The organism is Kocuria sp. LHG3120 (genome assembly GCF_049897445.1).
GTDB lineage: Bacteria > Actinomycetota > Actinomycetes > Actinomycetales > Micrococcaceae > Kocuria > Kocuria rosea.
In genome coordinates, this window is the sequence record NZ_JAFCWG010000010.1 from 97,384 (window position 1) to 123,384 (window position 26,001).

Annotated in this window: 17 protein-coding genes and 1 tRNA gene; 10 read left to right on the forward strand and 8 right to left on the reverse strand. The window is 62.6% G+C overall.

Annotated elements, in window-relative coordinates; all coding sequences use genetic code 11:
• Positions 1–274: 274 nt before the first annotated feature.
• Together ACP7CD_RS17115 and ACP7CD_RS17120 are read left to right on the forward strand one after the other, a co-directional pair.
• Entirely contained in the window at positions 275–1,228 is a 954-nt protein-coding gene (locus ACP7CD_RS17115) for an ABC transporter ATP-binding protein (RefSeq protein ID WP_426120739.1), read from the forward strand.
• On the forward strand, positions 1,228–2,466 hold the full coding sequence (locus tag ACP7CD_RS17120; RefSeq protein WP_426120740.1) for an ABC transporter permease: 1,239 nt from the start codon (positions 1,228–1,230) through the stop codon (positions 2,464–2,466). Before ACP7CD_RS17115 ends, ACP7CD_RS17120 begins: the two co-directional genes overlap by 1 nt.
• Positions 2,467–2,570: 104 nt before the next feature.
• Here ACP7CD_RS17120 and ACP7CD_RS17125 read toward each other — a convergent pair whose 3' ends face one another.
• The gene (locus ACP7CD_RS17125) at positions 2,571–2,876 is read right to left on the reverse strand and encodes a DUF4193 domain-containing protein (RefSeq protein WP_035925540.1); all 306 of its coding nucleotides are present in this window, start codon (positions 2,874–2,876) and stop codon (positions 2,571–2,573) included.
• Between the two features lie 182 nt (positions 2,877–3,058).
• On the opposite strand from ACP7CD_RS17125, the gene ACP7CD_RS17130 reads away from it, so the two are divergent.
• Entirely contained in the window at positions 3,059–3,322 is a 264-nt protein-coding gene (locus ACP7CD_RS17130) for a hypothetical protein (protein WP_426120741.1), read from the forward strand.
• A 200-nt stretch (positions 3,323–3,522) separates the two neighbouring features.
• On the opposite strand, the gene ACP7CD_RS17135 is transcribed toward ACP7CD_RS17130, so the two are convergent.
• The 5 genes from ACP7CD_RS17135 to ACP7CD_RS17155 form a co-directional block, all read right to left on the reverse strand.
• Positions 3,523–4,703 (reverse strand): IS3 family transposase gene (locus ACP7CD_RS17135; RefSeq protein ID WP_426120742.1). Its coding sequence is split into 2 segments (ribosomal slippage): positions 3,523–4,416 and positions 4,419–4,703, totalling 1,179 coding nucleotides; the frame shifts between segments, so codons are not numbered across the junction.
• 84 nt (positions 4,704–4,787) lie between these two features.
• Positions 4,788–10,235, reverse strand: a complete 5,448-nt coding sequence (locus ACP7CD_RS17140) for a hypothetical protein (RefSeq protein ID WP_426120743.1) — start codon at positions 10,233–10,235, stop codon at positions 4,788–4,790.
• Positions 10,236–10,238: 3 nt separating this feature from the next.
• Complete coding sequence (locus ACP7CD_RS17145) at positions 10,239–11,819, reverse strand: hypothetical protein (RefSeq protein WP_426120744.1); 1,581 nt, start codon at positions 11,817–11,819, stop codon at positions 10,239–10,241.
• Between the two features lie 23 nt (positions 11,820–11,842).
• On the reverse strand, positions 11,843–15,820 hold the full coding sequence (locus ACP7CD_RS17150; protein WP_426120745.1) for a hypothetical protein: 3,978 nt from the start codon (positions 15,818–15,820) through the stop codon (positions 11,843–11,845).
• Positions 15,821–16,018: 198 nt separating this feature from the next.
• On the reverse strand, positions 16,019–16,621 hold the full coding sequence (locus tag ACP7CD_RS17155) for a recombinase family protein (RefSeq protein ID WP_426120767.1): 603 nt from the start codon (positions 16,619–16,621) through the stop codon (positions 16,019–16,021).
• 576 nt (positions 16,622–17,197) lie between these two features.
• Here ACP7CD_RS17155 and ACP7CD_RS17160 point away from each other — a divergent pair.
• The 6 genes from ACP7CD_RS17160 to ACP7CD_RS17185 all read left to right on the forward strand — a co-directional run bounded on the left by ACP7CD_RS17160 (position 17,198) and on the right by ACP7CD_RS17185 (position 23,448).
• Positions 17,198–18,403, forward strand: a complete 1,206-nt coding sequence (locus ACP7CD_RS17160; RefSeq protein WP_426120746.1) for an alpha/beta hydrolase — start codon at positions 17,198–17,200, stop codon at positions 18,401–18,403.
• Between the two features lie 471 nt (positions 18,404–18,874).
• Complete coding sequence (locus tag ACP7CD_RS17165; RefSeq protein ID WP_426120747.1) at positions 18,875–19,351, forward strand: hypothetical protein; 477 nt, start codon at positions 18,875–18,877, stop codon at positions 19,349–19,351.
• Between the two features lie 611 nt (positions 19,352–19,962).
• Positions 19,963–21,240 (forward strand): papain-like cysteine protease family protein, encoded by a 1,278-nt coding sequence (locus ACP7CD_RS17170; protein ID WP_426120748.1) that lies wholly within the window; start codon positions 19,963–19,965, stop codon positions 21,238–21,240.
• A 14-nt stretch (positions 21,241–21,254) separates the two neighbouring features.
• Complete coding sequence (locus ACP7CD_RS17175; protein ID WP_426120749.1) at positions 21,255–21,878, forward strand: hypothetical protein; 624 nt, start codon at positions 21,255–21,257, stop codon at positions 21,876–21,878.
• A 254-nt stretch (positions 21,879–22,132) separates the two neighbouring features.
• Positions 22,133–22,777 (forward strand): RNA polymerase sigma factor, encoded by a 645-nt coding sequence (locus tag ACP7CD_RS17180; RefSeq protein ID WP_426120750.1) that lies wholly within the window; start codon positions 22,133–22,135, stop codon positions 22,775–22,777.
• Positions 22,778–22,962: 185 nt separating this feature from the next.
• Complete coding sequence (locus ACP7CD_RS17185) at positions 22,963–23,448, forward strand: hypothetical protein (protein WP_426120751.1); 486 nt, start codon at positions 22,963–22,965, stop codon at positions 23,446–23,448.
• 187 nt (positions 23,449–23,635) lie between these two features.
• Here the strand turns inward: ACP7CD_RS17185 and ACP7CD_RS17190 are convergent, their stop codons facing one another.
• Positions 23,636–23,905 carry a hypothetical protein gene (locus ACP7CD_RS17190; RefSeq protein WP_426120752.1) on the reverse strand — a complete coding sequence of 90 codons (270 nt, stop codon included), beginning with the start codon at positions 23,903–23,905 and terminating at the stop codon, positions 23,636–23,638.
• A gap of 369 nt (positions 23,906–24,274) precedes the next feature.
• Positions 24,275–24,345: transfer RNA gene (locus ACP7CD_RS17195), tRNA-Gln, on the reverse strand.
• 494 nt (positions 24,346–24,839) lie between these two features.
• Between ACP7CD_RS17195 and ACP7CD_RS17200 the strand changes: the two genes are divergently transcribed.
• Positions 24,840–25,934, forward strand: a complete 1,095-nt coding sequence (locus ACP7CD_RS17200; protein ID WP_426120753.1) for a DUF6226 family protein — start codon at positions 24,840–24,842, stop codon at positions 25,932–25,934.
• Positions 25,935–26,001: the final 67 nt, after the last annotated feature.

Sequence of the window (26,001 nt, forward strand, 5' to 3'; positions counted from 1 at the left end):
CCCGGTGGGGGAGGCAAGGGATGCACAGGCACTTCTAGGCTGGAAGTTCGCAGACGCTAAGAGACCCGCGGGGTCCGTGCAGACAAGCGAGGGGCTGACATAGGCCGTAGAGAACACCGCCTTTCTCAGGAGTGGCGCAGATCGGGTAGGGCTGTGCGGAAGCCGGGGACGCGCTCTCGCCATGGCTTGGGGGTTTCTGTCTCATGGCGGGTTTTGGGAATGGTGACGGGACTGAAGGATCAGCAGTGGTAGCAGGCACGACAGTGGAGGCGCAATGACGGAATCGCTGGTGCACATCGAGAACTTCCGGATGACCTTCGGGAACACGACCGTGATCGAGGACCTCTCCTTCGAGGTGCACGCGGGGGAGACCTTCGGGTTCCTGGGCTCCAACGGGTCCGGGAAGACCACGACGCTGCGGGCGGTGTTGGGGATCTATCAGCCCACCGCCGGGGTCCTGCACATCGACGGCAAGACCTTCGAACCCGCCGACGGGGCCCGGCTCGGGTATCTGCCCGAGGAGCGAGGGCTGTACAAGAAGGAACCGGTGCTCGAGACCATGACTTACTTCGGCCGCCTCAAAGGCCTCGACAAGACCAAGGCCCGGTCCTGGTCGTTGGAGTACCTCGAGCGAGTCGGACTGGCAGAGAAGGCGACGACCCGCCTGGACAAGCTCTCCGGGGGTCAGCAGCAGAAGGTGCAGCTGGGGGTGACGATCATGAACACCCCGGAGCTGCTCATCCTGGACGAGCCGACCAAGGGCTTCGACCCGGTCAACCGGCGGCTGCTGATGGACATCATCGAAGACCAGCAAAAGGCCGGGGCGACGGTGGTGATGGTGACCCACCAGATGGAAGAGGTCGAGAGGCTCTGTGACCGGGTGATCCTGCTCAAGGACGGCACCTCCCACGCCTACGGCACCGTCCGCGACGTCCAGGAGCAGTTCGGCGGCACCACCTACCGGGTGACTCACACCGGTGTGGTACCAGCCTCACACCACTACACCGTGGCCAACACCCGGCCGGCTGGGGAGGGGCAGGTGACCGAGCTCGCCCCGGCACCGGGTGCCGATGAGACCACGGTGCTCACCGAACTGGTGGGCGCCGGTGTCCCGGTCAGCGGGTTCAGCACCGCCCGGACCTCGCTGGAGGAGATCTTCATCCGGGTCTACGGCGCCGACAGTCTCGAGGACGCCACCCAGCCCGAGACGGCGGGGGTGGGGGCCTGATGGCGCAGCACAACCTCTCCACGGTCGTCGGGTTCGAGTTCACCCGCACCGTGCGCAAGCGCGGGTTCTGGATCGCGATCCTGGCGGTGCCGGTGGTCATCGCGATCATCTTCGCCCTGTCGTTCACCTCCAACTCCTCGATCAGCGACTCCGCGGACGCCCAGGCCGAGGCCGAGATCGCCTTCGCCTATACGGACGCCTCCGGGACGATCCCGGAGGAGTTGGCCGCCGCTTACGGCGGGCAACCCGCCGCCGACCCCACGGCGGCGATCGAGGCGGTGAAGGCAGGGGAGCTGGATGCCTACTTCGCCTACCCCGCCGATCCGGCCGCCCAGCCGATTCAGGTGACCGGTGCGGACCGGGGGCTCTTCGACAACGGGACCTATGAGGCGGTGGCCGAGTCCTTGCTGACCACCGCCGCCCAGGCCCAGATCGGGGATCCGGGCCTGGCCGCGGCCGCGGCCGGGGACCTGGCGGTGGAGGCCACGATCTTCCGGGACGGGGAGGTCACCGGCGGGTTCACCGAGGCCATCGCCCCGTTGGGGTTGCTGGTGGTGTTCTTCCTGGTGATCGTGATGCTCTCCAACCAGATGCTCAACTCCACCCTGGAGGAGAAAGAGAACCGGGTCACCGAGATGATCCTCACCACCGTCAACCCCACCACCCTGGTGATGGGCAAGATCCTGGCCGTCTTCGCCGTCGGGGCGGTGCAGATCCTGGTGCTGCTAGCCCCGGTGGGGATCGGCTACGTCTTCTTCCGGACCCGGTTGAACATCCCCGACCTCGACCTCTCCTCGCTCCGGTTGGACCCGGGGACCATGGTCGTGGCGGTCCTGCTGCTGATCGGCGGGTTCGTGCTGTTCACCGGGGTGCTGGTGGCGATCGGGGCGATCATGCCCACCGCCAAGGACGCCGGGGTGATCTTCGGCCCGCTGATCTTCGCGATGTTCATCCCCTTCTACGCCATCAGCCTCATCATCTCCGACCCCGATGCGCTGATCGTCCAAGTCTTTACCTTCTTCCCGCTCACCGCCCCGGTGACCGCGATGCTGCGCAACGGCTTCGGCACCCTCGACCCGCTCACCGCCGGGATCGTGATCGCGGAGCTGTTCGTGTTCGGGGTGCTGGTGCTGCGGGTGGCGGTGCAACTGTTCCGGTACGGCTCCATCGCCTACACCGACAAGCTCAACCCCCGGGCCGTCCTGGGGCGCCGACGCCCGGCCACGGTGAAGAAGTAACCACCACCGGCCGCCGCTCATGGCGGTCAGGCGGGCAACGTCTCAGGCCCCGGCGCACGATGCGCCGGGGCCTGAGACGTGTCTGCCGTCAGTGGTCCGCGGGCTCAGCCCTCGCAGTCGGTGCAGTACCGCGTCTCGCCGGACTGGCGGGCCAGCTGGGACCGGTGCCGGACCAGGAAGCAGGAGGCGCAGGTGAACTCGTCGACCTGCTCCGGGATGACGGCCACGGTGAGCTCTTCGTGGGAGAGGTCGGCGCCGGGCAGGTCGATGCCCTCGGCGGTGTCGAAGTCCTCGGCGTCGATGACCGCGGTCTGGGTGGTGGCGCTGCGCTGGACCTGGATCGCCTCCAGGGACTCGTTGGCCGGCTCGTCCTCGGGCCGGGTGCGCGGGGCGTCGTAATCCGTGGCCATGATGTGGTGCGTGCTCCTTTGAGCAGAAAAGGGTGTTGGCATCGACCACAACTGAGGCGACAGCCCCGCTATTCCGGCGATCTAGGAGCAGAGCGGTCATCACTCCAAGCTTGTTGACACATCAAGTTACCGAGGTGTATGAATTAGTCTAAAGTCTCGTTCGAGCTCGAGGAGGCCCCCTGATGGCAGGCGCACTTATCACGGCGACCACCGGTGCCGGCGGCCTCATGGCCGCGGTGGCCACCGTTGGGCTGTGGACGTCCATCCAGGTCGAGCAGGTGCCCGAGCCGGCGGCGATGGCTCTGCTGGTGGCCGGGGTGATGCTGCTGGCCATCGGTTTCGTGGCGTACTTCGAGCACCAGTCGCACCTAGGGTCAATCCAGATGGAAGCGCAGCGGCAAGCACGCCGACGCGAGCTACAAGCACTCGGAATCGTCCCAGGGTAAGCACCGCAGATGCCCTGACGGACACGGAGGGTGCGCACGGTCGACAGAATCTCGAGGGAGCCCCTATTACGCGGTACTTTACATAACGTGACTTATCGGACAACGGTCAGCGGGGAGTTCTCGCATCTGATGCAACGACTCGTCCCACCCTGCCTAGGGCGGCTGTGGGACTGCCGCACCGATAGGTGACAGGTGAGGTTTCATGCCGCGAGGGTCACGGCGGGCTTCATCATGGTCTCGTACTCGATGGGGGTCAACCGGCCCAGACGAGCCTGCCGCCGGCGTCGGTGGTAGGTCCGCTCGGTCCAGGTCACGATCGCGATCCGCAGCTCGTCCCGGGTCGCCCAGGACCGCCGATCGAGGACGTTCTTCTGCAACAGGGCGAAAAAGCTCTCCATCGCGGCGTTGTCCCCTGCTGCGCCCACCTTGCCCATCGAGCCGACCAGTCCGTGCCGGTTCAGGGCGTGCACGAATTTCCGAGAACGGAATTGACTGCCCCTATCCGAGTGGACGATGCAACCGGCCACATCCCCGCGCCGTGCGACCGCGTTGTGCAGCGCCTGCACCGCCAAGCTGGACTTCATCCGCGAGTCGATGGAGTAGCCCACGATCCGCCCGGAGTAGACGTCCTTGATCGCGCACAAATAGAGCTTGCCCTCGGCAGCTTGGATTCCAGCAGTCCTGTGCTCAGTAATGTCGGTCAGCCACAGCTGGTTCGGCCCAACGGCGGTGAAGTCGCGCTCCACCAGGTCGTCGTGGACCGGTGGACCGGGCTTCTTGCCGTTCTTGCCGCGCTTCTTCCCGAAGGCGGACCACCAGCCGTTGTCTCGGCAGATCCGCCACGCGCTGCGCTCACACATCGCCTCGCCGGCGTCCTCGGCCTCGTCGACCAGGAAGCGGTAGCCGAACTCCGGGTCGTCCTGATGAGTGTCGAACAAGGCGTTCGCCCGATACGCCTCGGATAGCTCGGCAACGGTGACCGGGTCCGCCAGCCACCGGTAGTAGGGCTGGCGGGAGAGCTTGAGCACCCGGCACGTCACCGCGACAGGGATCCCGTCGGCGGCGAGCTCACTCACGAGCGGGTAGAGCCTTTTCCCGGCAGGTTCGCCTGGGACAGGTAGGCCGCTGCCCGGCGCAGGACCTCGTTCTCCTGCTCGAGCAGGCGGATCCGTTTCTTCAGCTCACGGTTCTCGGCCGACTCAGCTTTGGTTGTCCCAGGCTTCGCACCGTCCTCGACGTCGGCCTGGCGCATCCACTTCGACAGAGTCATCTCATGGATGCCGAAGTCCTTGGCGATCTGCGCCAGCGTCACTCCGTCTTCGCGGGTGCGGGCCACGCGCACGACGTCGTCGCGGAACTCTTGGGGATAGGGAGCGGGCACAGCAACATCCTTCCAGGCCGCCCTACGGGCAAGCCAGATCAGGTGTCACCCATTCGTGCGGCAGTCCCCCAAGCCTGGAATCTTTCACTTCACCGTCCACGTCATCACGGCGTCTTCAGGGCCTTGCTGAGCTTCTCGCGCTTCAACAGGGCGATCGAATCGGTGCGAGTCATCCGCAATCTCGTCGCCGAGATTGCGATGGTAGGTGAGTCTGAGCTCGTATGTGTCTGGGGCCCATACGTTTCCGGCTGAGGGCAATAGGATGACTTGGTGCGACCCGGGGTCGGCTAGCACGCGCATCGCCTGGGTGGCGCCCCCATGCAACGTCAAGTTCAACTCGGTCCGTCCGACAACGCCTATCGTGACACTGTTTACAGACTGCGGATCCTGAAGAACTGGATGCTGCAGGTCTAGGTTCTCCGGGATCCTGAGCCACGCGGCAACTACGCCTTGACTTGCGCGCACGAGATGCACTTCAAGTTGAGTCGTCTGTGCCTGCAATGCGAGGAGCGCCAGCGTTGAGGACCAGTCGTGGAAAGCGGCCTCGTGGCGGGCGCGCGCTTCACGTAAATTCAAGCGTGACGCCTCAAGGGCGGCGCGGCCACCTGTTAGCAACCCGTCACGATGATTAATCTGCGCGCGGTGCCAATCCCATACCGCTCGTGCCCACACCCGTTGCGTGGTCAGTGCGCCATCCGGTGCTGAAGGGGTGCCTACAGCAGCTATGTAAAACGCGCGGCTCGCGCCGGTCTCGTCGTAGCTTGCGATGAGATCGCTAAACCGATTGAAGCGCGAGGTTGCAAATCGGACCCGGTGCAACACGGCGTCGCGCACCACCACGTGCTGGAACGCTGCCTCCGCGGCCGTACTTGTCAGCGCGATGGCGCCGGCTACCGGATGACCCATGATAGTCACGTCGATAAGGCGCCGTTCGAACAGCCAGACACGCAAACGTTGGTCGAGCACCTGGACTCGAACATGGAGCGGCTGGACGTCCGGCATCAAGACATCCACGCTGTGCAGCAACTGAACAGTCCAACTGTCCGCTGGCCCCGCGCGCGTGACACGCTCCACCCGCAGAACTGATGACGCCGGTGTCGGCCACAACACACGTATGGCCATCGCAGCGAACCGAATGCCTGCAGATTCCCCCTGCTGCACCCGCAAGAGCAGTCCCACGTCACCATGCAACTCCGGCAAGTAGTCGAGCGCGCACTCAATGTCGCCCCACTCTGTGCTCCCGCCGAGCAGGATTTCGTGTAATGACTCGCCGCGTGTCCACACCCCGTCTGCGAACCTCCATCCGGCAGCGGTGTCCCACCCCGGATTCAGCGTGGATCCACCAGCTCCACCCGTCAGCAGCAACTCGTATCGCGCTGACGGCAGCAAGCCGGGGCCACCGGGACGGCGGCGCAACGTCAGGATGCCGTCAGGCCTAACCGGCGGCGATGGAATTGCATGCTGCTGCCGATGCGCATCCCATGTCTCCTCGTCTGCGCTTCGCGTCGCGCTTTGGGCTGACGCCCAATCGGTTGTGTAATCGGGCGCCGTCAACAGCCGCCCGTCGGCCGCACGGATCATGAGTTCCAGCGGGTACGTCTCAGCAGCAAACATGGATTGGACGTAGTCACGGCGGAACCGCATCGCGAAGTCGTCCTCACGAAAGACTCGTTCAGCCTGGGCCATCGGATGGGTGCTGTGAACGTACGACTCAAGGCGGAACGGCGGCCCACCGGTCTGGAAAAACGCAACCTCGTCGAAAGTCTTCGTGGCGTCGAATAGCTCCAGTTGACCGAGCGCCTCTGCGTACATGGCTGAGGCTATCCCCGCTAGCGGATGGTTTAACGGGAACGGCAGGTTCTCTAGTCGCAGCGCGCCCGCAATGCTCGTCCGCACGGTTAACCGGTAGTACTTGTCCGAGCGGAAGAGTTGCATTTCGTCGAACGCTGGCGCGTTGTCAACGCACTGCCTGCGGGTGTTTCCTGCACGCTCACGCTCGTCGGCCGTGACAAAGCAAACCTCGGCAATACCGAAGTCGTCCAGGCGTATCAAGGACAGACAGCTGAAAGCCGTCGGCGATTCGAACACCCACTGTTCGGGCGTGGCTGTGGTGGTCACGGGCACCTCTATCATGCAGGCCCTCGGATCGAACGCATTGCCTCGCCGTTGTGCCTCAGCGCGCCCGTTCGACAGCTCAGACTGTGAGCGACCTGATCGGCGCGCACGGCTGCGGATCGCCAGATCGACAGCCTGCCACTGCGCTGGACCACAGAGTTTGAGAATCACCTGCACCACGGGTTCGGGGAAGCGCAGGTCGAGATAGCCTGCGACCGCGAGGCACATTGGCTTGTGGGTATCGCGCTGTGGGCGCATCTCACGTGGGCTCGTTATCCGCAGTTCGTTGATCCATAGTTCTTTGCCAGGCGGGACCGGTTTTGGTTCAAGGCGGTCGAACGTGATGCATACGGCTCGCTCGTTGTCACCGGTGCAGGTCATAAGCTCGGGATAGTCCTCTAGCACGGCTTCGCCGGCTGTTGGCGATCCCGCATCCTGCGTCCAGAGGAAGAGATGGTTGCGCGGTGGTGCACTCATCAAGTGACTCAAGGGGTTGCCGCTTCCGAGGAGCAGGCGCCGCGCCGATGGTGTTCCGTCGCCCCGCGGATCGGCGTCGGCGAGCCACACCCCGCTCCAACTTGGCGCGGAGGTCGTGGAGGCCACAAGCTTCCAGTCCTGCTCGGTTCCGGTCCATGGCAGGCCTTTGCGATGCTCGAACAACTGTATGTGCTCTACCGTGGGTGTGAATCGCATCAGTCCGGCATCAAAGGTCTTGGTGCCGCCCGGATGACGCAGGAACGGCGCGCCGGCCGGCTGGTTGACCTCGGGTCGGAACTCGAGGAGTACGCCGGCGTCCAACGGCACCTCGGATGACGCCCGTGCTGCTGCAGCGTGATCGGCTGGCGCCTCGTGGACTGAGAGGGCCGTGCTGCTATGCGCGAATCGTGAGGTCAACGAAACCCTGCTAAGTGGTGATGCGATCTCCGGCACCTCAATTGTGGGTGTCTGCCAGGAGAACGGAATCGACGCCTCGAAGTCGGGAAGTGGAACGGGCAAGTCGGCCTCGAGATCGACTTCGGCTTGGACTTTGAATGGCCGGGGTCCTTCGAGCAGGACTTGAGCACTCGCGCCGAGCTGCATGCTGAATCCGAATGCCGATAAGCGAACGCTGGCTCGGAGCGAAACATCGCCCGAGAGCTGCTCGGGGCCAATGGTTAGGAGGCCATCACCGTCGAGCTCAAGGTGCGCCGTCACGCTGACGGGCCCAACGTCCGGGATGTTGGGATCCAGGTCTGCGGCTGCGCCCATCCGTGCACGGAAAGCGGCGCCTCCACGGCTGTCAATCATTAAATACGAGTCGGCGCGCAACAAGTTGAGGACGTTCGCATGAACGCGGCGATTGCGCGGCGAGTCTTCACCGAAGTAGAGATGCCAGTTTGAGAGGTCTTCAAGATCAAAAAAAGCTTCGACGCCGCCCGACGCGTCAAGTGTGTCCTCGATCAACTCTGCCTGTGCGTCGATATTGAGTTGGATGGTTTTCTCGCGGCCGTCGAAAACTGCGAGGGCGCGCAGCGGCGGCTCGCCCGGAGCAAGCCCCTCTAGGAGCAGTGCTCGTCCTTCGAGGATCAGCACCGGGCCTGGCAAAACCACAACGATCAATCCGCGCGTCCCTTTGACGAATCCATCCACCGTGGTAATCGTCACACCGATCCCGAGTGCCATCGCGTCACGCTCGTCGTGCCACTTATTCGTCGGATGAGCCCCGACGATTGGTCCGCGCTTGTACCAGTCGTGATACCAGTTCTGTCCGGGGGTTCTGTCGGGCGCGACATTGAGGCCGAATAATCCGAGTGCGCCCTTCAGTGCAAGTCCGGACTGTCCCAGCGGGATGCCGGCTGGTAGCTCGACGCCGAAGTACACGTAAAGGAAGGGGAATGGTGGTTGACCCAAGTTCATGCCAATGAGCAATCCGGCTTCCGCAGAGAGTCCAACCGCTGGTACGCGTAACGCAATGTCGCCCGCAAATGCGACCTGCTGTGCGCTTTTGATAAACCTAATCAGCCCTTCGAATTCAATAGTCTCGGGGACACCGAAGAACAGGTTGACGCCGTCGAAATCGACCTCGATCTGCTCGGCTGCCCTCCGGATTTGCTCGATCGGCAACGGCGACTGCACGCCATGGAGCAGCGACCGCGGCCAGCTCAGGCGGAACCCCTCGACGTCCACGCCCAAGGGTACCGCCTCGATTAGCCGCAGCCCCCCCGAAAGATCCAGCCAGAGACGATCACGCGGCACCTGATAACCAATACCGATCCGGCGCATCTCGAAGTGGAACCCCCATAGATCTAAAGTCGCAAGGTCCTTCAGCTCTACCCAGGCTTCGCCAATCGTGAACTTCCCCGTTGAGTCGACCGTCAGGTCCTTGACTTCGAAGTCCGGCCATTGCAGGCCCTCGCTGGCCATCAACAACGGCGTCAATCCCCCACTTAGCTGCATCGTAGCCACGTTGTCGGCGTCAACAGCAAATGACAACGACTGCAGGCGCAACTCGAGCAATTCCTCGCGAGTGAGCGTAATCTCGGCATCTGCACCAAGGGCAAGAGCGAAGCCACCGTCGACCGCAAAATTAGCGCGCACGTCGACGGGCTGGTCGAAGTACGGAACCAGCAACTTTCCCCAGATATCGATCACGACGGGCATGGTTTCTTTAAACTCCAGCAACACGCCATCCAAGCCCCCCTGCCACCCAAACAACTGCCCCACAACACTCCCGGTCAGTGCGCGGGTACTCTGATCGAAAGCCAAATCGTTCCAAGTAACTTCGGCTTTGCCGGTGAAGCCTCGGCGGTCGATGCATGCGTCGATGAATCGGAGGTCGGGTGCCGCGGGGAAATCACTCGGAAGCTGGAAATCCGCCTCATCCATCTCAATCCGAAAGTCATTGGGATCGGGGACGATGTCTACGCCCCGCGCGCTGATCACGATACCGGTGTCAGCAATCAGGGTTTCAGACAAATTGATCGAAGGAATGCCTACGGAACCGTTCGCATCCTGTGGCCAAACAAGACCGAATCCACCAGTGCTGTGCCAGCAAATCCCGACATTACCGTGTTCACTACGAGCGGTAATGGTCTGCCGCATGTCGGGCACACGGACCCAGCCACCGTTGTCGAGACTGGCCGGGGACAACACGGATGGTAATTCCACCACAATCTCAGCGAGGCCTAAAAGGATCTCCAGTTCGCCCGCGAGACGAAGATCCAGCGTTGTCAGCTCGCGAAAGATCACGGCGAACCCGTCCGGTCCACCGAACTCGATCCGAGGCTCTCCCTCAGCCGCGTTGATTTTTAGGGACGCCTGCGTAAATCCTTCGCCAGCGTCGACAGTAAAGTCCGCGATTTCTAGCACGTCGAACAGTGCTTGGACGGGCTCTGGGAGGAGGGCGGTGGGGATAAGTTGATTCAGTGGAACCCGCATGGTTCACACCCTTCGGAAACCGATGGCAAGTGGCATCGGGATGCTTTTTTTGAACCCTGGCTCGATGATCAAAGTATTGTCAACGATTAGGCCGAGCGAGTCATCGCCGTCAGTGATAAAGGCATCGACCACACCCACATCGCGCATCAAAGAAATCATGTCTTCCCACGAAGCCATTTTCAGCCGCGGGACGTAGTAGTCGGGCCGACACAGCACGAACACATAGTCGACCTGCATGCGACGGCAGGTCCCGATAATGGGGATGCCTGCCGTTTCCGCCTTATTCTTATTGGCATAGACGCTGTCAGGCTCACCGCGCGGCTTGCCATCGCTGCCAAGCATGTCTATCTCATGGGCCGCGCCAATTCGTTTACCTTCCCGAAAGACTCCGATTACGGGTTCAATTGCGCTGGCGAAACCGTGGTTTTCCGGAATGAAGTTGCGATGCAGATGATATTCTCCATTCGTCGACTGCGCGAAGTGGTACCGCCAGCTGCCCGGGTCTTCCGGAATCGGACAATCACCGACCTCATCCGGCTGGCCCCGGAACACTAACCGCCCCTTGGTTAACCTCGGAATGATGAAGCCTGCGTCGTTCGTCGCTATCAGGTAAAACATGCCCCGGATTATGTCGGACTGCTTGGCGCAGAGGCCCAGTGCGAACACGGGTCCGTTCGCGATTACCTTGAACGGATTGTTCACCACGAGATCCGAGAAATGCACATCCGGACGGCGGATGTCGATCAATTCCATTTGGTAGTGATCGGCGCGGAACGCGACGAAGTGGAGCTTCGGGTCGTCGATGTAGAACTGTGCAAACTTTTCTGGATCACTTTCCACCGCGAGGTGGAAAGTGCTGACGACATCGGCGCGGGTCGACGTGGGGATATTCGGTAGATTTAGCCTTGTCCGGAATCCTTCGATGTCGGTCGTTATACCGAGCGCGGCGCAGCCTTCAAGCTCCAGTTGCAGGGCCTCTTTGCAGAGCCGTTTGGGCAGTGAATCATCTGGCAGTGCATCGTGGTGCGCGAAAAAGCGGTCTAAACCAAAGTTGCCGACTAAGTCTTGCTCTAGCGCGAGGAATAGCAGCTCCTCGCACGCGGGGCCGCACAGGGCAAAAAGTCGAATAATCACCGCTGGGTCAAGATGACGGATTGACCCGGTTGGGCTGATGGTAAGAAAGGCCGTTTCTAGCTCCGATGTGGCGATGCCGATCACAACAGATGTCGTAATCACTCCGTTGCCCTGGTCCGCTGGAATGCAGCGGGTGAGCACGTGCATCGGCGCATACTCGCTGAATATAAGTTGTAGAAAGAAATCTTCGCTCAGCCATGGCCTTGCGAGGACCGCCGTCGTCGTAGGCTCATTGATCAGCGTCGGGTCTTCGACGATGCACTCGAAGAAACTCCTAACTGGGCGGGGAGTCGAATCAGGAAAGGTAAATCGCAGAAACATTTTCTTATCTGGGGTCGTCCGGATGGAGACGGTTGCCACTTCTTCTAGCGGAACTGGCACACCGAAGGTAATTGGGGCGTCTAACCCCAGCAATTCGCCCAGCATCACTGCAACTTCTTCATTATTCACCTGTCCCCCTTTGGGGTCGGAGTTCATTGCAGCGGAGAAACACTAATCTCGGAGCGATGCTCGCTCTGTCGCCCGTAGCGGTTCCAGGCCCGAACGCGATACCCATATACGAGCGTCGGATTAGCCGTATAGTCCAATGCTAAAAAGCTGCCTGCGCTCGGATTAACGGGAACATCTATGCGCTCCCAAGTAGTGATCTGGCGATTGTTGCGTTCGATGGTGAATACGGCCTCCGAACTGTCCCATTGGAGACGGACGAACGGCGACCCCTGTGCGGGTTGGACCCAGGCTGCGCTCAACCAATCGACCGGCGCAGGTATCGAAGTATCGAGCACAGTCACGCCAATTGTCTGGGAAGGAAGTGAAGTAATTTTGTAAACATCGTCCGGTGCGATGCCGTGGCGCACACGTTTGACTGCTGTTACGCGGTAGAAGTAGCGCTCATCTCGGAGTGTGCCCTCCAGTGGTTCATCCACCCAGGTCACCTCGACTCCGGAGCGGACCCGTATGTCGGCGATTACCGGCAATCCGAAGGGTGCTGCGAGATCCGCCTGATTCCGCGCCCGATGTACCAAGTACTGTTCAACGCCCGCGTCGGGGTTGTGGGACCAGCTCAGTGTCGCTCGACGCTCGCCTCCGACCGTGCGCGTGACGATCGGGATGGCAGGGGGGGTTGTATCAACCAAGCGCATGGGGGCGCTGACGGGCGACCACTCGGATCGTTGCTGCGCCGCATCGACCGCGCGGACCCGGTAGAAGAAACTATTACGCCCGGTACCCGGCAGCACATCGCGGTACTCCATCGTCGGAAGCGCAGCGCCGGTGACAATCGCGAACGCATCCGGCAATGTCGCTGCCAGCGCACGCAGTGCGGCCCCATTGCCGAGCACAGCTGTGTAGTCGGGACGGGTCTCGAAAGAAACCGTGCCGGCGGTCGGCGCCGGGTCACCCAGCATCGTTGGTCGTAGCATCACGTCGAGCGCCTGAGCGACCGCTGCTGATGCTGCTGCTGCCGATGTGATGGTCCAGCAGCGCGACGCCTGCTGCAGGCGGGCACCCTTCACCTGCGCGATGTCTGGCGCCGATCCGGTTGGTGCCCACCGGGCCACGAACAGGCCGTTGCCGGCGTCAGTGATCTGCGACAGTTCTCCGAAGATTATGAGGCCCTGCGCGACGGGAGGTGACGCATCTAGGCGGCCCGAGCTCCACTCGCGTTGATGGACCGCGAGGATCGTTGCGTCGAGCGCGCGCCCCACTTCCCAGTTAAGGCCCTCGTGCGGCTTGAGGTTGCCCGTATTCCAAGTAATGCAGAGGGTCGCGTCGCCACGCGCGTCAGGTCGTGATGCATAACCTTCGGCGTCGGCCGATGTGCCGCCACAGACATGGGGCACGCTTGGGACTCCCTGGGGCGCGGGTCGCATCGCGACGACGAGCGCGGGAAGGGACAGCGAACTCTCATTTCCACGATCGTCCTCGGCTGTGATGGCGAGAACGAGGCTGCAGCTGGCCTTACCGGGCTCGGGGGTGAGGTTTATCGAGTCGAGCTGGACAGTCGTCTGGTACGTGCTCGACAACTCGCATTCCATGCCGGCGACCAGTTCGTCCGACAACGTTTCGCTCGCTTCGACCAGCATCGAGAGCCGACCTGTTCTCGCTGTGACGCCGCTGAGTATGCGGCCGAGCCGCGCGCGAACCTGACTTCCCGAGTCCTCGATAGGGAACGCGATCTCGCCTCCGCGATCGTGTGGCAACCCCGCCGGCCACTCGCCCCGCAGATCTACCACGATGTACCGTCGCGACAACGACGAGGACGGCCTCAGACTGACGGTCTGACCGGAGACCGCCGGCATCGTCGTGGGAACGATAATCGAGGCCGGTCCTTGCCCAGCCAACCCGCCGGCCGTCTGATAGAAAACTGTATCGATTCGCCCCCCAATCTCCGCGGTGCCATCCCTGAAGATGTCTGCGTCGATCAGCGCCACGTCGAGCAGCAGTTCGCGCATGGCGGGAACCTGCAAGTCGGGCGGTTGCCGGTCTAGCGGAAGCTGAGCGAGACGACTCACACTCTCTGTATGGTCGTGCACTGCGACGATGCGGGCGGTTAACGACGATGCAAGGCCCTCGTACGTCGCGGAAACGGGCTGCCGCAGCTTCACCTCCGGCGGCAATCGATGCCATAGATGTGGCGCTTTTGGATCAGACACGAGCTCGCCGCGGCCCTCATGCACAAGCGACTCGGTGGACACCACCTCTACAAGTCCATCCGCGCGAACGGCGTCAATAACCAACCGCTGGCGGCCTTGGAGGCTACGTCGTCGCCCGTCGGCATCGTGAGTAACCCGCAGCACCTGGTACCGCAGTAGGTCGCCCTGCCGTAGCGCGTCCGCCGACAGAGGCGCCCCGAGCGAATCACTTAATCGCAGCAGATGCCGCCAACGGCGTTCGCCGTCCGCAACAACGCCGACAGCCTCCACGGCAACCAGGCGTGTCTCGACGCGACTATCGCGCCGGGCATGGCACCGCAACAGTCTCGCGTCTGGCGCCCGTCGTCGTTGCACGTATCCGTACTCAAATTCAATCGTCACGGCGCGACCACCCGGCACCAGCTCCGCGCGGATCCTTACCGGAGGAGGCGGTGGCTCGAGGTCTACCAGCTCAACGTCACCGGACTCCAGACCCGGCCCGGTCTGCCCGAAGAGATCGATCGCCGACACCGAATAACGAACATGCCCCAGCGGCACGTTCGGCTCTCGGAATATCCACCCGTCCGCCTGACCGAACGAGGCCGCCGGGACCATAACTGGCGCCTCAGCAGTCAGCGGCTGCCGCGACACGCCGTCAATCCTTGCCACGTCGTAGAGCACCGCTTGCGTCGGCGTCACGCCCACCATCGCAGATGGTCGGCCCCAACGGATCGCCACACGCGCACGCGGAACACGGCCCTCCCAGTCGAACCCCCGCCCTTGACGTGCAATGACGGGACCACGGACCTGCGGGCGTTCCGCCGCCTGCATCCCGACCTCCAGCGCGAGGCCACACTGCACCTGACCGTTCCAGCCCGCTTCAACCTTGTAGTCATACGCCCGGCCGGGTTGCGGCCCACCGGCGGAGTCATCTCGATCAACCCAGTAGAGACCGAGAAGCCGGGCAATGTTTGGGTCAAGCGAGGCGGCTAAAAGCATCGGTAACGGCCGAAGCCGTGACACCGGCGACTGTGGATCGCCCTCAAGCTCGAGCCTGTGCGGCGGCACATCCGCATCTACGAAGGGAGGAGACACAGGAAAACGCAAGCCTGCAAGCCAGTCAACCAAGGCCGAGGCTTCGCGACCGCCGTATCGAGTGACGGCGTTCGGCGGGCTGGTCACGTACCGGTTGTGCAACCCCGGCTCAAATCGCTGCGCGACCTCACTCTCGTGTACAACTGGTGCCAGCGTCGCGCGTGGATGCTGCCAGGACAGATCTTCGCCCCGGCAGACCTGCTTAACAGTGCTATACGAAAGTTGGCGCAGTCGGCCAAAATCAAGCGGCAGCTCAATATGGGTGATGCCAGGCCACTTGAGATCCACCGAAATCACACCGTCGGTATCCGCAATCGGTCGCTGAAGCACCAACCGTGCGCCCCCGAATGCACGTACCACAACCGCACCAGGGTTCTGCAGCGAGAGCAGTACGCGAGCGACCGGCTCGGTGAAGCGCAACTCAACTCGCAGACTTGGGCTACGAAGACTGGGCTGAAGGTCGCCAGCATCGGTTCCGTAAAGGCCACCGCCCGCAGGGAATGCAAAGTGGATGCCGTCGAGAACGGCGCCGTCAGGCAAGGGGGTGTCTGGTGGGATCCGATCGAGCATCGCCGTGACGATCGGCTTCGACTGCGAGTTGCGGCGATAAAGACGGAATGGCCCTACAGGGAATCCTAGTTCGACGGTAAAAGCCCAGCGCAAGTGGATGCCAGCCGGGCCGATCGACCCCGGTTCAGGTCGGATTCCTACAAGACTGAGCATGCGATCCTCTGACCTTCAGTGGCGCTCATGTCTTACCTATTGCTTGCCACCATACTCGTAGAGCGAGACAGCAGAGTAGGTGTACTCCATGTTGCTTCCGCGCTTTGTTTGACGGTGTCCCCGACTGCCTCGGACGCCCTTCTATGAGTCAAGCGGCGATAATGGTTGGGACTGCCGCACCGATAGGTCAGGTCAACGTCACCTATCGGTGCGGCAGTCCCCTACTGGCAGCTCCCGGATCCGTCGGTAGAGAGTGGCCCGGGACATCCCGAGGTCCCGTGCGACCTGGGTGGCCGGCTCCCCGCCCTCGATCAGCCGCAGAGCGTTGCGAATCTGGGAGTCGGTGAAGGTTTGGCGCCGTCCGCCGAAGTCCTTGCCGGCGGCCCGGCGCTTGGCCACCGAGTCGGTGACCCACGCCCGCTTGGTCTCCAGCTCCATCTGCGCCAGCGCGGCCATCACGGTGAAGACCATCGAGCCCATCGGAGTGGCGGTATCCACGTCTCCCCCACCCAGGTTGAGCACCCGCAACCCGGCACTTCTTCCCCGCAGCTCTTCGGCGAAGGCCAGCATGTTCTGCGTCGACCGTCCCAGACGGTCCAGCGTGGTGATCACCAAGGTGTCGCCCTCCCCGGGCGCAACTACAGCTTTGTCGAAGGTAGGACGCGAGGCACGCCCGCCAGACACTCCACTGTCAACATAGATGTCATCGTGTCGCACGCCGGCGGCCAAGAGGTCAGACACTTGACGGTCCGCGTCCTGCTGCCGCGTCGACACCCGGGCATACCTGATCAACTTCCCTATGTCTACGCCATCTGTCTCGCAACCAAGGTTGAGTATCCCATTCTAGGGGAATCGATAAAGCACATAGATGCAAGACAGGCCGAACCGCGGAAACATGCGGGCGCAAATTTTCCGGACGAGACGTCTCGCATCCCAAAATTGCAAGACAGACGGGGCCACCAACATCCTTTGGGACTCGGTCTCACCCGCCAGTTAGCCCCCAGTAGACGCGGTGTCAGTCAGCGAGGGGTTGATAGGCGTTCTGCTAGGAGATGCTCAACGTCCAACCAGCCCCGACCCAGCAAGTTCCGCTCCTTCGGGCGTCCTTCACGGCATCGTGCAATGTCACGCCGGCCCCGCGCACAAGCAGGGGCAGGAACCTCACGCCTTCGGGACTGATGCACCCCTGACCCGACCGCCCGGTCGGCAGGCCCTTTCGCCGTCGTGCGGTGCATGCGGTCGGTCTGCGGTCCGCTAGTTTCAGTGCGAGTTGCTGCTGGTTGCTTTCGTGCTGAGATGTCTGGCCTGCAAGTCATGGAAGATGGTTGGATCCGACAGGCAGTAGCGGAGAAAAGCTGAGGCTCCTAGCATGCAGACATGAGCAGGAGCGGGGCTCTCCGCGACGACGATTCCACCCTCCCTCCAGAGGTGGCGAAAAATGCCGCTCTACGCGTCCTGCTGTTCTTGCCAGCCCTCGAACGGTCCGAGAATCAAACGGCAACACGAATTGCCCAGCTGCTCGCTCAAGCTGCCTCTAAAAACCGACCGGGCACATACTTGTACGAGTCAGCACCCGGGGCAGATGCAGCCACCATACTGAGCCCGAACCGCCGGCCTTTGCTGAAAATCATCCAGGTCAACTACCATCACGCCCTGAAGGAAAATCCTTCTCAGTCGAAAAACTCTGAGTTCAAGGACGCGATCGCAGGCCTCTCCTTCGCACTGATGGGCACGCTCCGGCTCCTGCATTCACTCCTCAGGGGGCAGCACTTCAAGTCAGGGCGGTCGACCCTGCAACTGTTCTACGCATTCGCTCTCGTCATCATCCTCTGGCTGTCGGGGCTCACTCTGGTCTTCGGGGCAGTGCTATCCATCACGCCGAACCTCCTTCCGGAATGGCTCGAGCGGGATACCACCGGCGGTCAGATCACGCAGACCGCTGGCGTACTAGGAGTATTCGTCCTGATCTACTGGAAAATTCGAGCACCGGTTCTTCAACGGGGCGCTCTCCTGCGAGCTGTCATGGATTACATGGAGCACCATCACACCGTTCTCCGCGCTACTGCCGTCCTCGACCAAGCGATCGACGATGTTCTCGAGTCCGACCCAGATGCGGAGATTCACATCTTCGGACACAGTTTCGGGAGCATCGTGGCATTGGATACTCTGTTTCCCACCGTATCGGACATTGAAAGACGTGACTTGGCGGCCGTCCACAGCCTGACCACCACGGGGTCCAGCGTCGACCTTCTGCGTACCCTCTACCCGGATCACTTCGAGGTCAGAGAAAGGCGATGTCCCGACATCCTATGGACCAACGTGTTCATTCCCGCGGACGTACTGGCCTCTAATTTTGTAAACACCGGTGACGACAGCGCTACCGCTGCCCCCAACGAGAAACGCTTCACCATCGCAGGGGCAATCCCGTCGGTTAACATCGCTGTGGGCCGTCCGGTGATCAGAATCTTCCGAATACCCACCATGGAAGGGATTACCATCCACGGGAAATACTGGGATCGCAACGAGCCCCGGCATCTTGAACGTCTTGTGCCCACGTGGTTGCCCACTCCTAAGAATTCTTAGAAACGGGGCCGCTCTGACGTTACCTGACTCCCCGCTTACGAGAATCAAGGCAACTATGATTTTTATGTTCGTCCACAAACTATGCTTCAGCAGGCTGGGACAATCTCGACCGTTCGTGATCCTGGAGTCTCGCAACCAAAACGCCTCATAACCCATGAACTGCAAGACACACAGAGGCCCAAAACTCTTTAGAATGCGATCTCACCCGCCAGCGAAGCCGGGCAGACGCGGTGTCAGTCGGCGAACCGTAGGGAGGCGCTCTGTCGGGAAGTGTTCAATGCCCAGCCAATCCCCGCTCCTTCTGGCCTTCCCCACGGCATCGTGCAACGCCAAACCAGCCCCACGCTCGAGCAAGCACATGAACCTCACGCGTTCCAAGGCCCGGTTGCCGGCTTCCTCGGTCTTCGTAGCTGCCCAAGCATCCGCGGTGACGCGCAGGAACTGCGCCATCTTCTGAAGTGGAGTGTTGTCATGGAGCCATACGTGCCGTTGATTCAGACTGCCCTTTGGGTCGCCGCGGTCCTGGGCGCGGCCTGGATCTTCCGCCGCGAGGTCCGATCGCTCCAGCGTGCCCTGCACATGCGGCTAGAGGCCGGAGCACCAGTGAAACTCGCCTGGTTGGAACTGGGAGAGGTCAGAACTGAGGTGAAATCCATGCGTGAGCAGATCGATGGCATGTCTGAGCAGGTCACCGCCCTGTTCTTGGCGGCGATGTCCCCCAGCATGTACATGAATCTCCGGAAGCTGGAGTCCGGCCGGTTCGGGAGGTTCGAGGCCAGCGACGGGCTGACACGCGAGCTGGGGAACCTTCGGGACCTGGGCTACGTCGAGGTGCCCGGAGGAATCAGACAGCTACCCGACACCGGTGAGGAGCTCAGCGACTACGTGACGATCACACCTACCGGCCGTGACTTCGTCAGGCTGCGCGAGGCATCGGCGTCCCGGTGATGCTTCAGCGACACCTTCTCTGACCCGGATCCGCGAGTAATGGTGGCTTGATCGGCGCATAACGCGAACGGGGTGCCTTGCCCTGCTTGGAGAATCGCGGTTGCTAGAGGACGTTGATCATCCGAGCGAAAAAGCACCCTGTCGGCGAAAAGAGCACGTAGTCGCAAGCCCACCGGAAGCATAGCCCTAACCACACACAAGTTTGATGGGCCCGATTTCCTTCATCAGCCCTTGACGGTCTCTCAACATTGATTGAGGCATCCACTCTCGCGATAAAAGCGATGGCCATCGCCGTGCCGCGTAACAATAAGATCTACTACCACGTAGATCTATCGCGGCCCCTAAGCGCGTCCTACCATGTCTCTGACTAGGACATTTATCTAGGCTCGGCTACCTCGATCGAGGTGCCAAGGAGGCAGGCGGGGGCGTCAGGGATACGGAATTCACTGTCCATGCAGTCGAGTGACGGCATTGTAATTACTGGACCAGTGATGGCCATACCCCCGATTTCGGCATGCCGATAGATGAGGGCCGCCCGTGTACCACAGCTCTTTCTCTGGTCACGCCAGTTCTACGTCGATAAATCAAGCACGGCAATAAGGGGTGTACTGATGGCACAGTCTTTGTTGATGGCAAGTTTTGAAACCGGTGGAGGTTCTGGTTTCGTTGCCAAGCATGGGCAGACCGGCGCTCAATATCAGGCGCTGTTCAACGAACTTACCGGCAAGGGTTTCCGTCCGGTCTGCGTCAGCGTTTATCGGGATGGATCGGTTGCCCGCTATGCTTCCATCTTCCATAAGGTCGATGGGCCCGCCGTCGTCGCGCGGCATGGGATCGACGCCACGCAGTATCAGAACGAAGTCAAGGCCTGGGCCGCACAGGGCTATCGTCCGCGCAGCCTCTCGGCCGCGACGGTAGGCGGCAAAACCCTGTTCGCGTGCATCTACGAGAAGGGCGGCACGGGCGAGTGGACGGCCCGCCACGGCCTTACTGCGGCCCAGTATCAATCCACCTTCGACGATCAGGTCGGCAAGGGCTTCAGGCTACGAGCGGTTCACCCCTATGCGGTGGACGGCAGTGCTCGCTATATCGCCTGGTGGGAAAAGAGTGCTGGCCCCGCGGGCGTTGCGCGCCACGGCCTGAGCGAAAGTGCCTTCCGCCAGACCCACGACAGTCTCGCCGCGCAGGGCTATGACCTCGTCTCCGGCGGCGCCTGTCTGGTCGGCTCGGCCGATCGTTATGCCGGCCTGTGGGAGAAGCGCACCGCTCACTCCATCGGACATCATGGCATGACGACCGGCGCATATCAGGCCAATTTCGACGCCGCTACGGCGCAGAACCTCCGGCCGTCTTTCGTTTCCGGCTACTGGGGAGTGCTGCCGGTCGACGTCAACCTGCGCTTCCGCATCCAGCGGCAGCCCCAGTCGCAGTGGTGCTGGGCCGCTTGCTCGGTCAGCGTCAGGCGCTACTATCAGCCGGCCTCCACCCTGACGCAGTGCCAGCTCGTCAATGCGCGGCGTGGTCGCAACGATTGCTGCACCAACGGCAGCAGCAGTGCCTGCAACCGACCGGATAACACCCTCGGTGTGCTGGACAGCCTCGGCCATCTCAACACGAGGACCAACAGCAGCGTCGCCTATAACGATTTGCGCAATCAAAGCAATGCAGGGCGCCCCACCTTCCTCCGCATCAGATGGTCTGGGGGAGGAAGCCACGCGGTCCTGGCGACAGGAGTGGAGGACGGCAACTTCGTAATCGTCTGCGACCCCGGAAGATCAAGCGCCGCGGACCCCAACCTCGGCACCACCAGCGTCGTCGCCTACAACACGCTGCGCACTGCCTACAACGGAAGCGGCAGCTGGACCGCTACCGGCACCACCAAACCTTGAGCAAGGACACGCAGATGCCTATCACTATCGCCACACCGCCCGACGCCGTATTGACTGAACTGACGAACACCTTGCCACGCATTGCCGGCAGTTCGGGGATCGCGCAGCGCGCTCCGTCCATCACCCGCTCCGCAGACCGCTTCACACTCGCCGATGCGATGCGCGTCGCACGCGCTCCCGATGAGATCGCCGATGCCGACGCACTGCCGATGCCCGTCTACGTGGTGGGGCTCGATGATCTCGCGCAAGAAGGTCATCTAGAGGAAACCGCGCGCCTTGCCCTGTGGTCGTACATCGTCACCACCGAGGCTGGAGCCGTCTCCGCCGAAGTAACTTCCGACGACAGCCAATTCGCCCAGATCTCGAACACCGCTGCCGCGGGCCGTGCGCGCTCAGCCCTGATCCACCTCGCACAAGATGAGAGCGCCGATGCTCCGAATGGAGAGGCCGCTGAACTGCGTGTGCCCGCGCTGCACCTCAGCCTGCTGTGGATCAGAGGCGAAAGCGGAACTTTCGAGGTGCTGGATTTCCAAGGCCCGGAACTGCCTATCGGCCGCCGCTTCGGGGCCGACGAGCTGGAAGGAGTGCTGCGCACGCTCGCCGAAGCGTACCCGCGAGAGGCCGAAGGAGAAGGCTGACGCAGGCATTCACCGGCACTACCCACTTCCATCTCACGCCGCGAACGCGTGATGGCCATCGACCAGGGACGATTCCAATCCCTCCACCGCCGCGACGCCCCTCTAGCGCTCCGCTGGGATGGGCGCTCATGGGGAAAGTCACCCGCCCGGTGGGACAACCTCACTTGCTCCTGGCTTCCAACGGGTTGGACCGGGGGTGAAGCATGTGTGAGGTTCCCCCTCGGCGTCTGCGGGCGGCACTGACGCCGGCACGCGTGGTCCTGGCGATCATCGGGGTAGCAGTCATCATCGCCGGGCAGCTCCAAGCCCAGGGCTCTGAGGGGTGGTACATCGAAGAGGTGAGCCTGGGATTGGGGTTGGCGATCCTGGTGCTCACCGTGGTGTTCCCGGCCATCCGAGAGGTCGAGTTCGGGTTCCCCTCCGGGGTGAAGATCTCCGCCGCGTTCCAAAACCGTGAGGAAGAGCTCGGCAAGGCCTTCGAAAGCCAAAAAGGGGACCTCGAGCTGTACGCGCAGTTGCTGTGCGAAGACCCCGCCCTGTCCGCGGACCTACTGGAAGCGGCATGGGCGAAAACCGCAGCCACATGGCGGGGCCCGGTGACACCAGAACTACGCTTCTACGTGCTCTGCCTGTTCGTGCACCTTCTGGATTCCCACCATCGCTGGGTGACACCAGTAGCCAGGAACCGCCCACCCGGCGACGGCGGGCCCGTCAGCACCACCCCGTTGAACGCTCTCTCCCTTGATGAGCGCATCGTCGTGGTGCTCCGCGAGTTCGTGGACCTGCCGAGCACGCAGATCGCCGCCTTGACCGGCAGACCTTTGGCAGCGGTCAGACAAGACCTGCAAACCGCCCGGGCCGTGCTCGACCAGTCCAACGGGAACGGCGGCAGTCCATGAACCCCGGCACCCGCCAGCACCTCATGACCGTTGCTGCGCAGAGGGCTCAAAGCCATCCGGCTGCAGTCCAGCGGCCCCTCGCCCAAGGTTCGAGTCGTTACCGGACACGCCTGTGGGCCTTTCACTGCGCCGTCATCATCCTGGCCGCTCTATTACTGGGGACAGGGCTCCTGGTGGAGCGAGCGGTGAACACCTCGCCCGAAGGCATCCCGCCAGTCACCGTTCCGTCTCCGGTGGCCCCTCCCGGCCCCACCGGCCCCCGCCCCACAGACCCCGGCGAACCGCCGCTGATGAGTATTGAACTCGTCCCGCGTTCGGTGACGATGGACCTGGGAGAACGGCTCCCAGTTCAGGCATGGGGCACCTACAACGACGGTTCTAAGAAACAGATACCTGCCGCAGAACTGTCCTGGGACGTCAACAACACCGAAGAATATCTTGAGGTCCCCGACATCGCCTCGGTGGACACAACCACTGGAACTGACGGGATTGTCATCGCCGGCAGTGCCGGCGAAGCCACCCTCACCGCCACCATGCAGGAAACCGAGAACCCCAAGGGCACCGCGGACATCACCGTCATGGACGACCCCGGACCCCGCCCGACCTTGCTAGGCCCCACAGACCTCCAGAACCCAAACCCGACAGCCTCACCAATCCCAGTCGTCCCCTGAAGCGGCCCTCAGCAAGTTACTAAATACTGTCACGATGTCTCGCATGAGTCATGTCTCGCATCCCATGCCTTCCAATACAGTCGTGCCGGAGGACGTGGTGTGTCGGGGGCTAGGAGGGAGTGCCCGGACCAGCGTGCCGGGACCAGGAGGCGCCTGCTGCACCGATCCGCGGCAAGGATGCCCGGACTCAGGGGGTCCCGGTGATGCGGAGGAGGGCGGTGTGCACCGCCCGAGCCTTCGGGGTCCTCATCGCCTTCAGATGCGCGCAGATCTGCTGGAGGGTCTGAAGGTCCAGGTGGTGACCTTCGGCGCTGTCCCGGCACACCGTCCAGTCCACCGCGGCCGCGTAGCGGTCACTGATCAGCGGCTCGTGGGCGGGGCAGTACTGATGCAGCGGTGCCGTGGTCAGTTCCGGAAAGGTCGCCGCCGTCCAGGCCACCACCGGAAGAACGGTCACGGCTTCCTGACCGCACCCACTCACTGCACAGGCCATCCCCGACGTCATGGCGCTACTGTGCCGGGACGAACCGGCCCACCGGTAGGGGTCTGTGCATCTTCATGCGTTTATGAAGCCGTTCACCACCGTCCACCGGGGAGGAGAAAACCGCCTTTGCCTCCAGCGGTGACCGCCGGAACGGGTGCTCGCGGATCCCCAGGTGAAAATCCCCGGGGGTGCGCAGGCGATCCTGCCCACGCACCATGACACCCCATGATTTACCACCCCGGACGTGGCCGCAGCTTCCGAGCAAGAAATATTCGGGGAGCGTCAGCGGAAAGAGTCTCTGAGGTATACAACGAGTGAAGCGAGGTCTGAGGGCTTTGAATGCTCCGGCGCGAGGGTTCGAACCTCGGATTGCTGATCCAAAGTCAGCCGTGTTGCCGCTACACCACACCGGATTGGTGTTGAGCGGCAACGCCAGATAGCTAGCGCCGTCGCCGCTCAACCAGCAGCACGCGTTGGCGGTGCTCTCGGTGGCTGCGGCAGAAGTTCATGGTCACAATATACAAAGGGAAGCCGCGGCTTTGCCTGTGGCTCGTATCGCTCCAAGGCCCGAGACCGAGGAAATCCCTAACCAACCTCGACAGTTTTCGCCTGGGTGAGCCACAGCGTGCCTTGTCCCCGGGTCATTACGCTCGGGCGGACCCAGGTCGATACCAGGGACGGCAAAGGGAAGCGCGATCGGGGCGGGACAGCTGGGGAGCTGTCCCGCCCCTCCTACTCCGGCATCACGCCCAACCGCCTGAAGTCTCTTGGGCGCCAATGGTTATTCCGGTGCGCCCGATAGGTCCTGGAATGACCTGGTCCTTCTTGCTGGGGGCGGTACTACGCTGTGGCCATGGAGCCTGCCGAGGACGTGTTCACTGGCCCGCACATGGCTCCACCGCCACCCATGGCCTCACGCACCAGCGATTTCCTCCCCGTCGAGGAGATCCCCGCCATCCGCCACGCCGCCGGCTACAGCCCTTTCCTCGTCTTCTGCACCCAGCATCAGGCACACCCGGGTCACCTGGCATCAGACTTCCCCGCGCTGGTGGCTTTCCTTCGGACACACGCCAGGCAATTCCAGCAGGATCCCGGGCTGCTGCGGGCGGCCGCCGTGTTCACCGGCAACACCGTGGCCACCCTGCGCGCGGACGCGCAGTGGCAACCCGGCATTGACGATGAGCTCACCGTCGGCACCGAGGACCGGGCCTTTGAGCTCACCCGCCTCCTCCAGCACCTCCCCCTGGCCTCGGCCGATCAGATCGAGCTGTTCCTGGACGAGGTCCAGGACTGGCGGCATTGGGAGCCCCTCCCACCCCCGCCTCCCCTTCTCCCCGTCACCCACGCTTCAGGTGCTGCTTACACCCGTCCACCGCTGCCCCAGCAGATCTTCACCACCCCGGAGGGACAACCCATCCCCTACGGACACCGCTGGGACGAGGACCCACCACCGGAAGAGGCCTACAGCCGCATCACCCACCCCGAACGCTTCGCCGCCCTGCACCAGATCGCCCAGGCCCTCATCGACCACCTGAGGGCCACCTACGACGTCACCGTCGCCGAGGGACCAGCCACTCTCCAGGACCTGCTCTGGGCTCAGGACGAGACCATCTACGCGATCAGGCTCACTCCCAACCGTGCCGATGCCGCCCCACTTACCATCGTGTCCACCGCGGAACCGGCGGTGATCGTCCACGCCGGGGCTTGGTGCGAGCTCGCCTTCCCCGACTGCGCCTGTGACGCCTGCGACGAGACAGCCGAAGGTCAAGCCAAGGAGCTCGAACAGTTCGTCCTCGCCGTCGCCGCCGGCACCTTCCGCGAACGCTACCCACTAGGCAGACAAGCCGCCTATGAATACGCCTGGGCCGCCCCTGACGGCTTCAGCGAGACCGCCAGCACCACCGACCCACCCACCGACTCCCCCACACAGCGCCAGGACACCGAACACCGCCTCGCAACACTTCCCCACGGCTGGCAACCCTGGCCACCGCGTTCCACCTGATTCCACGGTGAGTGGCCGTCGCCGGTGTCTCGCAACCAAAGCGCCTCATAACCCATGCCTTGCGATC